The 13605-nt window shown below is 72.1% G+C and carries 9 protein-coding genes; 2 read left to right on the top strand and 7 right to left on the bottom strand.

The genetic code is table 11. From position 1 onward, the window contains the following. Nucleotides 1-15: 15 nt before the first annotated feature. The 3 genes from OHA03_RS18245 to ftsE form a co-directional block, all read right to left on the bottom strand. Entirely contained in the window at nucleotides 16-1209 is a 1194-nt protein-coding gene (locus OHA03_RS18245; RefSeq protein WP_267004891.1) for a S41 family peptidase, read from the bottom strand. Nucleotides 1210-1277: 68 nt separating this feature from the next. Next, nucleotides 1278-2195 (bottom strand): permease-like cell division protein FtsX, encoded by a 918-nt coding sequence (ftsX, locus tag OHA03_RS18240; protein WP_267004890.1) that lies wholly within the window; start codon nucleotides 2193-2195, stop codon nucleotides 1278-1280. A gap of 51 nt (nucleotides 2196-2246) precedes the next feature. Then, nucleotides 2247-2936, bottom strand: coding sequence for a cell division ATP-binding protein FtsE (ftsE, locus tag OHA03_RS18235; protein WP_014046319.1), 690 nt, complete (start codon nucleotides 2934-2936; stop codon nucleotides 2247-2249). A 268-nt stretch (nucleotides 2937-3204) separates the two neighbouring features. On the opposite strand from ftsE, the gene OHA03_RS18230 reads away from it, so the two are divergent. Further along, entirely contained in the window at nucleotides 3205-3408 is a 204-nt protein-coding gene (locus OHA03_RS18230) for a hypothetical protein (RefSeq protein ID WP_030922919.1), read from the top strand. Between the two features lie 141 nt (nucleotides 3409-3549). Here the strand turns inward: OHA03_RS18230 and OHA03_RS18225 are convergent, their stop codons facing one another. The 4 genes from OHA03_RS18225 to OHA03_RS18210 form a co-directional block, all read right to left on the bottom strand. Further along, the gene (locus tag OHA03_RS18225) at nucleotides 3550-4461 is read right to left on the bottom strand and encodes a hypothetical protein (RefSeq protein ID WP_267004889.1); all 912 of its coding nucleotides are present in this window, start codon (nucleotides 4459-4461) and stop codon (nucleotides 3550-3552) included. A gap of 404 nt (nucleotides 4462-4865) precedes the next feature. Then, complete coding sequence (gene prfB, locus OHA03_RS18220) at nucleotides 4866-5972, bottom strand: peptide chain release factor 2 (RefSeq protein ID WP_267004888.1); 1107 nt, start codon at nucleotides 5970-5972, stop codon at nucleotides 4866-4868. A 184-nt stretch (nucleotides 5973-6156) separates the two neighbouring features. Next, on the bottom strand, nucleotides 6157-7395 hold the full coding sequence (locus OHA03_RS18215) for a serine/threonine-protein kinase (protein WP_267004887.1): 1239 nt from the start codon (nucleotides 7393-7395) through the stop codon (nucleotides 6157-6159). Between the two features lie 169 nt (nucleotides 7396-7564). Next, on the bottom strand, nucleotides 7565-9214 hold the full coding sequence (locus OHA03_RS18210; RefSeq protein WP_267004886.1) for a serine/threonine-protein kinase: 1650 nt from the start codon (nucleotides 9212-9214) through the stop codon (nucleotides 7565-7567). Between the two features lie 511 nt (nucleotides 9215-9725). Between OHA03_RS18210 and OHA03_RS18205 the strand changes: the two genes are divergently transcribed. After that, nucleotides 9726-13562: an FHA domain-containing protein gene (locus tag OHA03_RS18205; protein ID WP_267004885.1), complete on the top strand. Its 3837-nt coding sequence runs from the start codon at nucleotides 9726-9728 to the stop codon at nucleotides 13560-13562. The last annotated feature ends 43 nt before the right edge of the window (nucleotides 13563-13605 follow it).

Here is a 13605-nt window from a genome sequence, read left to right as displayed (position 1 = left end):
GCGGCCATTTTCGCACTACGACCCACCCCCGAGGCCACTCAATACTGTCTCGCCCCGCTGCAGGGTCCTGGAGGAGACCGCGAGGTCCGGGGTGATGCCGTGCCCGTCGACGCTGCGCCCCGCCGGGGTGCGGTAGTGGCCGACGGTCAGCTCGGCGACCGAGCCGCCCGCGAGCTTGCTGGGCATCTGGACGGAGCCCTTGCCGAAGGTCCGCGAGCCGACGGTGACGGCGCGGCCCCGGTCCTGGAGGGCGCCGGTGAGCAGCTCGGCCGCGCTCATGGTGCCGCCGTCGATGAGGACGACGAGGCGCCGTACGGTGTCGCCGCCCGGCTCGGCGTAGAGGGCGCGCTGCTCGCCGTGCACGTCGTACGTGGCGACGAGCCCGCCGTCGAGGAACGCGGAGGCGGCGACCACGGCCTCGGTGACCAGCCCGCCGGAATTGCCGCGGAGGTCGAGCAGCACCCCGGCGCCCGCGGGTGCGCTCCGGACCGCGTCGCGGACCTTGGCGCCGGCGCCCTTGGTGAACGAGTCGACCTTGATCAGTACAGCTGCGGAGGAATCGGAACGGTACGGTCCGAGCTTCTGGACGGTGACGGCCTCGGTGATGAGCCGGGCCCGGGTCAGCGTCAGCGTCCTCGTCGGGCCGGTGGCGCCGCGCTGGACGCCCAGCACGACGGTGGTGCCCGCGGCAGCGCTCGTACGGTCCCCGCGCAGCAGGGCGACGACCTCGGCGACGGGGCGTTTGTCGACCCGGTGGCCGTCGATCGTACGGAGCAGGTCGTCCCGCTCGATGCCGGCCCGGCCGGCGGGGCCGCCCGGCTGGACCCGGGCCACGGCGACCAGCCCGTCGGCCGAGCGCTTCGCGGCCAGTCCGACCCCCGTGTACGAGCCGTCGAGGGCCTGCTCGAACTCCTCGTACTCCCGCTCGTCGTACACCGCGCCCCAGCGGTCCCCGCTGCGGCTGACGACCTCCTCGGCCGCCTCCGTAGCGGACTTGCCGTCGGCCAGCGCCTCGGCGGCCGCGTGCGCGACCTCGTCGCGGTCGGCGGTGGAGGCGACGGCACGGGCCTTTATAGCGGCGTTCGCCCCGTGCCCGTGCGGCAGAGATCCGGTGGCCGCCCCGGTGGCCAGGACGCTCGCGAAGACCAATGTCAGGGCCGCCCCGCGGCAGAGGCCGCGGGGCCCGACAGCGTGCGTGGGGCCCGACATGGCGATGAGTCTAGGACAACACTCCGAGGGCGCACGGCGGGTTCACCGCGCGCCCCACGGGGCGCATGTCACACCTTGAGGTACTTGCGCAGCGCGAAGAGTGCGGCAACGGCGGGCATCAGCAGCCCGATCGCAAGGACCAGCGGCAGCTTGGTGAAGACCGCGTTCCAGCCGATGAAGTCGATCAGATTCAGCTTCGACTGGAGGGCCAGACCGCCGTCGATCAGGAAATACCGCCCGGCCAGCAGCATGACGCAGGCGAGCACGCCACCGATGAGCCCGGCGAACGCGGCCTCCATGATGAACGGCATCTGGATGTAGAACCCGGACGCACCGACGAGCCGCATGATGCCCGTCTCGCGGCGCCGGCTGAACGCCGAGACGCGGACGGTGTTCACGATCAGCATCAGCGCAATGACCAGCATCAGCGCCATCACGAAGAGCGCGGCCACATTCATGCCGTTCATCAGCCCGAAGAGGTTGTCCAGGATGGATCTCTGGTCCTGGACGGACTGCACCCCGGCGCGGCCCGCGAAGGCGGTGGCGACGACCTTGTACTTCTTCGGGTCGTGCAGCTTGACGCGGAACGACTCCTGCATCTGGTCCGGCGTGATGTTGCCGGCCATCGGTGAGTCGCCGAACTGCTCCTGGTAGTGCTTGTACGCCTGGTCGGCCGACTCGTATACGACCTTCTCGACGGCGCTCATCTTCCCGAGGTCGGTCTCGATCTGCTTCTTCTGCTCAGCGGTGACGGCGCCCTTGGAGCAGTTGGCCGCCGACTCCGCGTCGTTCTTGCTGCAGAGGAAGATCGAGACGTTGACCTTGTCGTACCAGTAGTCCTTCATCGTGCTGACCTGCTCGCGCATCAGCAGCGCGCCGCCGAACAGGGCGAGCGAGAGGGCGACGGAGACGACGACGGCGAAGGTCATCGTGAGATTGCGACGGAGACCGACGCCGATCTCCGACAGGACGAACTGGGCGCGCATGGCGTCCTTTCAGTACTCGATGCTCAGCGGGTCCGGCGCGGCCGGATCCGCTCAGTGCTGGTAGCCGTAGACGCCGCGGGCCTGGTCGCGTACGAGACGGCCCTGCTCGAGCTCGATGACGCGCTTGCGCATCTGGTCGACGATGTTCTGGTCGTGGGTCGCCATGATGACGGTGGTCCCGGTCCGGTTGATCCGGTCCAGCAGCTTCATGATGCCCACGGAGGTCTGCGGGTCGAGGTTGCCGGTCGGCTCGTCCGCGATCAGCAGCATGGGACGGTTCACGAACGCCCGCGCGATCGCCACGCGCTGCTGCTCACCACCGGAGAGCTCACCGGGCATGCGGTCCTCCTTGCCGCCGAGACCGACGAGGTCGAGGACCTGCGGTACGGCCTTGCGGATCTCGCCGCGCGGCTTGCCGATGACTTCCTGGGCGAACGCCACGTTCTCCGCAACAGTCTTGTTGGGGAGCAGCCGGAAGTCCTGGAAGACCGTGCCCAGCTGGCGGCGCATCTGCGGCACCTTCCAGTTGGACAGGCGCGCGAGGTCCTTGCCGAGGACATGGACCATGCCCTGGCTGGCACGCTCCTCGCGGAGGATGAGTCGCATGAAGGTGGACTTGCCGGAGCCGGAGGAGCCCACCAGGAAGACGAACTCGCCCTTCTCGATATCGAGAGACACATCCCGTAGAGCGGGACGGCTCTGCTTCGGGTATGTCTTGGAGACGTTGTCGAATCGGATCACGGATGCACCACGGTCGGCCGGGAGTAGGTGTGCGTGACCATACGCGAACCGGGCTGAGGCGTGCAGGCGCGCGTCCGCTGATGGGCGATTTATGGCGGAACGGAACCGTGCCGGGGCGCAACCGGAGCCGGAACGGACCGGGTGTTTCCGGCGGGCCGCGCCGAAATCTGCGCGAGCTGGCACAGTGGAGGGGGAACGGATGCGTTTCCATGAGCGTTGTGCGGAGAGAACGCGTATGCGGCTCCGCCGCGCGGGAGGAGGAAAGCGCATGACCTATGACCGATTGGTGTGCGCAAACTGCGCGGCGCCCGTGAACGAGGGCCGGTGCCCGGTATGCCGGGCCAGCCGCGCACGGCTGCAGCAGCAGGAAGAGCAGCAGGGACTCTTCGCAGGCCTGAGCCCGGCGATGCTGGTCGCGTTGCTGGTGGTGCTGCTGGCGACGCTGGCACTGCTGGCGCACCAGACCGTATGACCGTGTAGCTGTCTGTAACCGCCGCCGCCCGCATGGCGGAGTGAATACGTGACCGTGTGCGTACGTAGAAGAGCCCGGGACGCCGATCGGCTGTCCCGGGCACTTCTGTGTACGCAGGCGCGTCCACCGGCCACAGGGGCCTTAGGCGACCGTACGGCCGTTCACCAGACGCGGCAGGATCCGGAAGCCGATGCCGCCGGCGATCATCGTCGCGGCACCGAGCAGCAGGAACGTGGTCTCGGCCGCACCGGTCTCGGCGAGCTCGTCCTTGCCCTTGCCCTGCTCGACCGGCTGGTTGCCGACACTGTCGGTGTCGGTGTTGTCCGCGCACTCGGCGCCGTCGAGGTCGACGGTGCAGGTGTTGGCACCACCGTCGTCGCCGCCGCCGGTGACGTCGCCGGAGGCGCCGCCGTTGCCGCCGTTGCCGCCGCCGTTGCCGTTGGCGCCACCGTTGTCAGCCGCACCGCCGTTGTCAGCCGCGCCACCATTGTCAGCCGCGCCACCGTTGTCGGCCGCACCGCCGTTATCGGCCGCACCGCCGTTATCGGCCGCACCGCCGTTATCGGCCGCGCCACCGTTATCGGCCGCGCCACCGTTATCGGCCGCACCGCCGTTATCGGCCGCACCGCCGTTATCGGCCGCACCGCCGTTATCGGCCGCACCGCCGTTGTCAGCCGCACCGCCGTTGTCAGCCGCACCGCCATTGTCAGCCGCACCGCCATTGTCAGCCGCACCGCCGTTATCGGCCGCACCGCCATTGTCAGCCGCGCCACCGTTATCGGCCGCGCCACCGTCAGTGGTCTCGCCCGTGGTCGAAGGCCCCTCGTCGACACCGCCGGCCACATCGCCGCCGCTGTCGCCCTCGGTGTCTCCCTGGATACCCAGGCCGACGTCGAGACCGTCCTCGTTGGCCTCGGCCTTGGCCGAGAGCCCACCGATGTTGACACCGATGCCGACGGCCTGCGCCGCGCCGGCAGCGGTCAGCGAGGCACCCGCGGCGATTACCGCACCGGCGGCTATCCGCGCGACGCGGACTCGCGTCTTCTTGGTCATCTGCTGCTACCCCCAGTAGCTGTTCTCGTCAATGGAGCAGCCATATGCGGGCTCGCGGCTCTGCCGGGGGTTGCGCTCTCGGCCTGCCGGGCCACGTAATGCCGTGGTCAAGCCGCCCTCCCCCGCCCACACCCGTCCCAGACATACGCATGCTGCACTAGCACCCTGTCCAGAGTTAAGGACTACGTCAAGCCTGTTCCGTGCAATGTGCACCGTTTTGCGAGCAGTTGACCGTCAATCAGAATCACGACTGTGACGCACTCACCACGGGGCCTACGCAACTCGCGGCCCCAACTCCCCTTCAGGCAAAGGAATTCCGCACGCACCATGGCGGCCGCCGGGTACCGAAAACGGCGGTGCCGGAACCCTGTGGGGGTCCCGGCACCGCCGCGCGAACTGGTTGCTTACTTCTCCCGCTGCTTGCGCCAGCGGATGCCCGCCTCCAGGAAGCCGTCGATCTCGCCGTTGAAGACCGCTTCCGGGTTGCCGATCTCGAACTCCGTACGCAGGTCCTTGACCATCTGGTACGGGTGGAGGACGTACGAACGCATCTGGTTGCCCCAGGAGTTGCCGCCGTCGCCCTTGAGCGCGTCCATCTTGGCCTGCTCCTCCTGGCGGCGGCGCTCGAGGAGCTTCGCCTGGAGGACGTTCATCGCGGACGCCTTGTTCTGGATCTGCGAGCGCTCGTTCTGGCAGGAGACGACGATGCCGGTCGGCAGGTGGGTCAGGCGCACCGCGGAGTCGGTCGTGTTGACGCCCTGGCCACCGGGGCCGGAGGAGCGGTACACGTCGACGCGCAGCTCGGACTCGTCGATCTCGATGTGGTCGGTCGTCTCGACCACCGGCAGCACCTCGACACCCGCGAAGGACGTCTGGCGGCGGCCCTGGTTGTCGAAGGGCGAGATCCGGACGAGCCGGTGGGTGCCCTGCTCGACGGAGAGCGTGCCGTAGGCGTACGGAATCTGCACGGCGAAGGTGGTCGACTTGATGCCGGCCTCTTCCGCGTACGACGTCTCGTAGACCTCGGTCTTGTAGCCGTGCCGCTCGGCCCAGCGGATGTACATGCGCTGGAGCTTCTCGGCGAAGTCGGCGGCGTCGACGCCACCGGCCTCGGCCCGGATGTTGACCAGCGCCTCACGGGAGTCGTACTCGCCGGAGAGGAGGGTGCGGACCTCCATCTCGTCGAGCGCCTTCCTGACGGACTCCAGCTCCGCCTCGGCCTCGGCGAGGGTGTCGGCGTCGGCCTCGTCCTGCGCGAGCTCGAAGAGGACCGCAAGATCGTCTATGCGGCCACGCAGGGTCTCGGTCTTGCGGACCTCGGCCTGGAGGTGCGAAAGCTTGCTGGTGATCTTCTGTGCCGCGTCCGGGTCGTCCCAGAGGGACGGCGCCGCCGCCTGCTCCTCGAGCGCGGCGATGTCCGCCCTCAGCGCATCCAGGTCCAGGACGGCCTCGATCGACCCCATGGTCGAGGAGAGGGACTTCAGCTCTTCGGAAATATCGACGACTGCCACGGGTCCAGCGTAACGGCTGTCGGCGCGGACCTGCCCCGGGCTGCTAGATCATCGGCCGGAATCCCTGTGTACGGGGCCGCCGGGCCGCCCGACCTCCTTACGTACGGGGCCGCCGGGCCGCCCGGCGGACGGACTCGGGGTGTCCGGGACCACAGTGACCGGACCCGTTCGATCTTCCGGAGGCCTACGGCACCGCCGGTGCCGAGCTCCCCGAGTCCTGTGGTGTCGCGTCCGCGTCGTTGCCGCTCAGGGCCAGCCAGCCGCCGACGCCCAGTGCCGCGCACAGCACTATCGCCACTGCGCCGAGCGTGATGCGGCGTTTGCGGATGGCGGCCGATTTGTTGCGGGCCGAGCCGGGGCGGGGCTGGCCCGGGGCGCGCGGGGCCCGGGCGGTGCCCCGGGGGCCGCCGGAGAGTTCGTCCGGGGCGGGGACGCGCATGCTCGTGTGGGTGTCACGGTTGGAGTCGGGGGACGCGCCGGGGACCAGCGGGACCGCGCCGCGGCGGCGGGGTTCGTCGGGGTTGGGGGTGTACTGCTGCTCGTCGTACGGCTGCGGTTCCGGTTCGGTGTCCGGCTCGTCGACGTCGAGGGGCGGGATGCCGGCCAGGTGCGGGAGCTGTTCGCGCAGGCGGGCCGCGAGCTCGGAGGCGCGCAGCCGGGAGGCCGGGGCCTTGGCCAGGCACTGCACCAGGAGCTGCCAGAGTTCCTCGGGGATGCCGGGGAGCGGGACCACTGTCTCCGTGACGTGGCGGCGCAGCACCGCGCCGGGGTGGCCGCCGCCGAACGGTGTGAAGCCCGCGAGGAGCTCGTACAGCACCGTCGCGAGAGCGTAGATGTCCACGGCGGCGCGCGGCGGGAGACCCTCGACGATCTCGGGGGCCAGATAGTCCGGCGTACCGATGATCTTCGTGGCCTTGGTGCGGCGCGGGGTGTCGATGAGCTTCGCGACCCCGAAGTCCGTGAGCAGTGCCGAGTGCGAGCCGCCGGGACCGAGCGGGCCCTCCATGTCGAGCAGGATGTTCTCCGGCTTGACGTCGCGGTGCACCACTCCGGCGGCGTGCGCGGCGGCAAGGCCGTCGGCCACGTCCGCGATGATCGCGACCGCCGCCTCGGGGGCGAGGCGGCGCTCGCGGTCGAGGCGGGTGCGCAGATCCGTGCCGCGTACCAGGTTCATGACCAGCGCCAGGTCGTTGCCGTCCACGACGAGGTCGCGGACGCCGACGATGTGCGGGTGGTCGAGCTTGAGCAGGGCGGCGCGCTCCTGGACGAAGCGTCCGACCAGCTCCTGGTCGGACGCGAGGTCCTCACGGAGGAGCTTTATGGCTACGGGGCCCTCAGGACCCTCGCCGAGCCACACCGTGCCGGCGCTGCCGCGCCCCAGGATCTGGTGGGCGGTGTACCGGCTGCCGATATTCCGTGCCAAGACTGCTCCCTCAGCGGCTGGCGATGGACCTCGCTCACTAACCCCCGGTCGACAAAGTTACGCGTCGATCGGGGTGCTGCGTGCCCTGCATGGCGCCAACCTCCACTTCTGCGGGCGAAATTGCCCCGCAGAAGTCGACAAAGCCACGAAGTCGGTGGTGCGTGCGCTCTCAGTTGGCGCCGCTGTCGCCCAGTTTGGAGAGCCAGTCGGTGGCGGCCGAGATCCCGTCACCGATCGCCTGCCAGTAGCTCTTGCCCTGGGCCACCCAGTCCTGCAGGGGCGTCAGTTCCCAGATCAGCCAGCCCGCGACGAACAGCAGCACCACGGTGAACAGACATCCCTTGAGGCAGCCGAGGCCCGGGATCTTCGTCGGGTTGGCGCTGCGCTGCCTCGGCTCGCGGGGCTGGCGCGGGGCCGGCTGCTGGGGCGGCGGCTGCTGCGGGGGTGCGTACTGCTGGCGCTGCGGCTGCTGCTGCGGGTATTGCTGCTGCTGGCGGCGCTGGGCGTACTGCTGCTGTTGCTGGGGCTGTTGTCCGTACTGCTGGTGCTGCGGCCGCTGCTGCTGGGGCTGTTGGGGCCGCGGCTGCTGGCGCTGGGGGCGGCGGCGCAGCGGGTCCTCGCTCGGGTCGAGGTATTGGACCTGCGTCTGCTCGTTGCGGTCGCGGGCCGCCTGCAGCTGGGACTGCCACGGGTGCGGGCCATCGGGCTGCGGCGGGCCTTCCGGGCGCGTCGGCACGGGCGGCATGACCGCGGTCGGGTCGGCGTACCCGCCCTGGCCCTGCCCGTATCCCTGGCCGGGGGCGTGCTGCATGACACTGGTCGCCGCGTTCGGGTCGTACGCACCCGCATTGCTCGGCAGCACCTGTGTCGGGTCGGCCGCACCCTGGGTCCCCGGGACCGCAGGGGGCGCCGGGTCGGGGGCGAGCAGGGCGCCCACCCCGTCGGCGGCGGCGATCTGGGCCGAGTTGGCGTGCACGCCGATGCCGGCCGCGACGGTACGCAGCCCACGGGCCAGGTTCTCGGCGCTGGGCCGCCGGTCCGGGTCCTTGCTGAGGCAGCGCTCTATGACTGTCCACAGCGGTGCCGGGACGGTGGTGGGGCGGCGGGGCTCCTCGCTGAGGTGCCGTTGCAGCACTTCGAGGGCGGTGCCGCCGGAGAACGGCGGTCGCCCGGTGACCAGCTCGTACAGCAGGATGCCCGCACCGTAGATGTCGACCGCGGACGTCTGCGGCCGGCCCTCGGCGGACTCCGGCGCCACATAGGCGGGCGTGCCGACGAACTCATGGGTCCGGGTCAGCCCCGGGGAGTCGGCGAGCCGCGCGATGCCGAAGTCGGTGAGCATCGGGTGCATCTGGCCGTCGCGCTCGGAGAGCAGGACGTTGGCCGGCTTCAGGTCGCGGTGGACGACGCCGTCGGCATGGCTGGCGGCGAGCGCGTCCGCGATCTGGGCGGTGAGGAGCGAGGCGGCGACCGGGGTGAGCGGACCGTTCTCGCGGAGGTAGCGGTGCAGGTCGGGGCCGTCGACCAGGTCCATCACAAGGGCGAGGAGATCGCCCTCCACAACCAGGTCACGGGTGCGCACGATGTTCTCGTGGGTGAGCCGCAGCAGCACGGAGCGCTCGCGCAGGAACCGCATCACGACGTCCGCATCGTTGGCGAGCTCCTCCTTGAGGACCTTGATCGCCACGGTCTCGCCGGGCTGACCCGCGACTGCCGCCTCGGAACCTGCGGTCTCCCGCTGGCGGGCACGCCAGACGGTGCCCGTGGCGCCGCGTCCCAGCGGCTCCTCGAGCAGGTACTTGCTGCCTACCGGCCGCACGTCATGCGCTCCCTGCTGATCGTGGTGCTTGCGGTCCCCCGGGGCCGCCCGGGAGTTCCGGCCCACTCTAGTGCCGCTTCGTGGCCTTCGAACGGGACACCGGTCGGTCGTTCTCCGGTCGTGAACGGTGAGTGAGCCGTCGTGTCCGGAACGTGTGATTCGTCGTGTCCGCAGGAAGACGCGCACGCCGGACGGATGGTTGCCGCGGAGTTGCCGCACAAACGTGCCCATGGCCGGCCCCGGGCAGCCGTCCGGTTCCCGTGCGCAGCTCCCCGGAACGCCCCAAGCAGGCACTTTTGGGACCACAGCCGACGCTCCAAGATCAATTCCAGGTGGCCCCCGGGCGTGTTGTCAGTGGCAGGTGCGAGGATGCCTCCAGCACGGAACTGTGGGGGCGGGAGCCTCGCGGTACGTGACGACCTGTACCGGACGACGCGTCCGTGCCGGGTGGGGGGAATCACAGGGCGTTTCCCCTGCCGGGCACCCCGCGCAGAAGGGACCGCTGACGGCGATGCAGATCCGGCTGACCGTCCTCGCGCCGCCCAGCGGCCAGACCCCGGCTCGCGCCTGTGACGTGCTCGTCACCGCCCCTGCGGGGACAGCGCTCGCCACTGTGGCCTCCAACCTCGCTGCGGCCGTCACCGGGCCGGACGGCTCGCTCGGCGGCGGTGCGGTGGTGCTGTTCGCCGGGCGCGAGCGGCTCGACGCGCAGCGGTGCGCGCTGGGTGAGCCGCCCCTGGTCGACGGGGCGGTGCTGTCGCTCCAGGTCCCGGGCGAGGACGAAGCGGCGGACGATGCCGTACCGGCTCAGCTCCATGTGGTGGCGGGCCCCGACGCGGGCGGCGTCCATCTGCTGCACGGCGGGCAGATCCGGATCGGCCGCTCCGCCGACGCGGACGTCCCGCTCGACGACCCCGATGTGTCCCGGCTGCACTGCGCGGTGACGGTCTCCGAGGACGGCCAGGTCTCGGTCACCGACCTGGGCTCCACGAACGGCACCTCGCTGGACGGTGCGGAGGTCCACGACCGCCCGGTCCGGCTGAAGCCGGGTGCGCTGCTGCGGCTCGGCGAATCGACGCTGCGGCTGGCCTCTGGGGCGCGTACGCCGACGCTGGCCACGACGCCGGACGGTGAGGGCCATCTGCGCGTGGCGCGGGCAGCGGGCGGCGTCGGCGAGGACGGGAACTTCCCGGAGGGTTCGGAGTCGGAGAAGTCGGGGCCGTGGTCGGGGTCGGGCGAGTACGGCTCCGGCCATGCGTACAGCGCGGGTGTCTCGCCCGGCCTCGGGTCCGGCGAGGGCGTCGCGTTTGCGTACGGAAGCGGCGCACCGGCCGAGGCCGGTGACCGGGGCGGGCGGGCGCCGGCCGGCCGGTTCACGGACGACGAGGCACCCCGGCGCGGCGGGATAGGAGCCTGGGCCCGCAGGCTGGCGGGCAACAAGGGCGAGCCGGTGCACGAGGCCGCGCCCGACGAGTCGCGGCCGGTGGGCCGACCGGGCCCGTCCGCCCCGTCCTCCGTCACGGCTTCGCGCCCGTCGGGCTCGTCGGTCGGGGAGACATGGCCCGATCCGGCGACCGTGCTGCTGACCGCCCTCGGACCGGGCCCCCGTTTGTGGGAGCGCGACGCCGAGCACCCGGAGGCGCTGGTGGTCCGGCTGGGCACCACCGACCGGGCCGAGCTGCCCGCAGTACCGGTGACCGTGGGACTGCGGGAGGCCGGTTCGCTCGGGCTCGCCGGACCACGGGAGCGGCTGGCCGGACTCGCCCGCTCTGCGGTCGCGCAGCTCGCCGCGCTGCACTCCCCGGCCGACCTGGAGATCGTGCTCATCAGTACCGACCGCGCCCGCAACGCGGACGAGCGCAGGCGTCAGTGGGCGTGGCTCGGCTGGCTCCCCCATCTGCGGCCGATGCACGGCCAGGACTGCCGGCTGCTGCTCGCGTACGACCGGGAGCAGGCCATCGCCCGTACGACGGAGCTGGTGCGCCGGCTGGACGACGGGCCGCTCGGCACCGGCTGGGCCAGCGTCGACCGGGGCACGGTCGCCGAGGCCGCCCGGCGGTACGTGGGGCCGCACACCGTGGTGATCGTCGACGGCGACCCCGGTTCCGCGGTGCTGCGCGAGACCACGGCCCGGCTGGCCGCCGCGGGTGCGGCCGCCGGGATCCATCTGATCTGCCTGGCCGAGACGCCGGCCGCGTCGCCCACCTCGCCGGTCGCGGCGACGTACGAGGCGGCCTGCCACGCGTCGATCGCGTTCCGCGAGTGCGGGGCGGTGGCGATACTGAGCGGCGATGTGGCGACGGCACTGCGGCTGCTGCGCACGGCGGGCGGGCAGGCCGCGGGCCACGGCACGGTGGCCGCGGTGGACGCGGTGTCGGCGGCCTGGGCGGAGCGGTTCGGTCGGGCGCTGGCCCCGTTGCGTGCGGAGGGTTCGGCGACGGCACCGGGCCGCCGGACGGCTGCGGCCCTCCCGCCGTCCGCCCGCCTGCTGGACGAGCTGGGCCTGGCCAGGGCCACCCCGGCCTCGCTGATGGCCCGCTGGGCGTCGACGTCGGACGACCAGCCGGGGGCGACGGTGCACGGGCTCGGCAGCATGGAGGTGCCGCCCGTCGGCACCCACGGTTCGGGCCGCACCGAGTACCCGGGCAGCGCGGGGCCCCGTGTGGGCGCGCAGCGCACGGCCGACGGCGGGCCGGGCGTCCCGTCGCAGTCCTCGCGCCCGGCCGGTGCGGGTGCCACCGGTGCCCGGGCGGCGGATGACGTGTACGGATCCAGGTCGGGGCGTACGCCGTACCCCGGTGGCGAGTCGTCGGAGTCGGGGCGCACCCCGTATCCGGGCACCGATACGTCCGGCTCCGGCCGCACCCCGTACCCCGGCACGAGCAACGACACCCACGCGGGCACACCACGGCATGCGTCGGTTCGCGGCGACGGCAGCCTGTCGGGCACCGGGTCGGGACGCACCCTGTACTCGGGCGCGGGCACCCCGGATTCGGGGCGTACGCCGTACCCGGGGGCGGATGCCTCAGGTTCGGGCCGCACCCCGTACCCCCGCGCCGACACGTCGGACTCCGGGCGCACCCCGTACCCCGCCACCCCCCGGATCGGCGCGCAGCGTCACGACCGTGCGGTTGGCGACTCCTCCAGTTCTCGGACCGGTCCTGGCACCGAGCCCGCCGAGCGTGCCGCAAGCCGGGTGAGCGGGCCCCGTGGCGGCGATGCTCCGCGGGTTGCTGCTCGGGTGACCGAGGGCGCGAGCCCGGTCAGGGCTGCTGCAGCTTGCACTCCCCCGGCCCCCGACGCGACCGCAGTCGCCGCCCGGCCCATCGTCGTTCTCGGCGCCGGGCCCCGGGGCGCGGTCAGTGTCGATCTTGCGGACGAAGGGCCCCATCTCCTCATCGAGGGCCCAGCCGGCAGCGGACGTACCGAGTTGCTGCGCGCCGTCGCCGCCTCGCTCGCCGCCGCGGCGCGGCCCGACCGGCTCGGCATCCTGCTCGTCGACGGCGCCGGTGGCGAGCGCGGCGAGAGTCTGCGTCCCTGCACCGAACTCCCGCATGCGTTCATGAACTTGACGGCCTCCGATCCACTGAGGATGCGTGAGTTCGCCCAGGCCCTGGGCGGCGAACTGAAGCGGCGGGCAGAGCTGCTCGGGCGGCTCGACTTCGACGACTGGCACGTCCGGCACGAGGTGGCGCAGCGGATGGTCGGCCAGCGAGCACCGAGCACCGCCGAGCAGCGCGGCGATCTGGACCCGGCGACGAGCGGCACGCTCCGGTTGCGGCCCGCCTCCGCGCGGTCCGTGGATCCCGGCCCGTCCCCGCTGCCCCGGCTCGTCGTCCTGGTCGACGACTTCGACGCGCTGGTCGCACCCGCCCTCGGCAGCCCGGGCCGGCCCGCTGCCGGTTCGGTCGTCCGGGCCCTGGAGGCCGTCGCGAGGGACGGCGGCCGGCTGGGCGTCCATCTGGTCGCGACATCCGCCCGTGCCGACCGTACCGAGGACACGGAACTGGCCCACGGGGCGCGGCTGCGGGTGGTGCTCGACGCGCCCGTCGTGCCGCCCTCGCCGGAGGACCCGCTGCCCGGCCGGGGGAGGCTGGGGCATCCGGACGGGCGGGTGACGCCGTTCCAGGGTGGCCGGGTGACGGGCCGCATTCCGCGTACCGCGACCCTGCGGCCCACCGTCGTCCCGCTGGAGTGGGAGCGGATGGGCGATCCGCCCACCCGGCGCCCGGTCCGCGAGCTGGGCAACGGGCCGACGGACCTGGCGCTGCTGGCCAGTGCGCTGGAGCGGGCGGCCCGTTCGGTGAACGCCGAGCGAATAGCTCCGCTCGTGGCCCACCACCCCTGAGGTCCCGTCACCTCGGCCGAAGCATCCTCGCCCCGGCCGCCCT

The organism is Streptomyces sp. NBC_00154 (assembly GCF_026342835.1).
GTDB lineage: Bacteria > Actinomycetota > Actinomycetes > Streptomycetales > Streptomycetaceae > Streptomyces.
The sequence above is the reverse complement of the archived record's forward strand: the minus strand, read 5'-3'. Positions and strand labels throughout refer to the sequence as shown.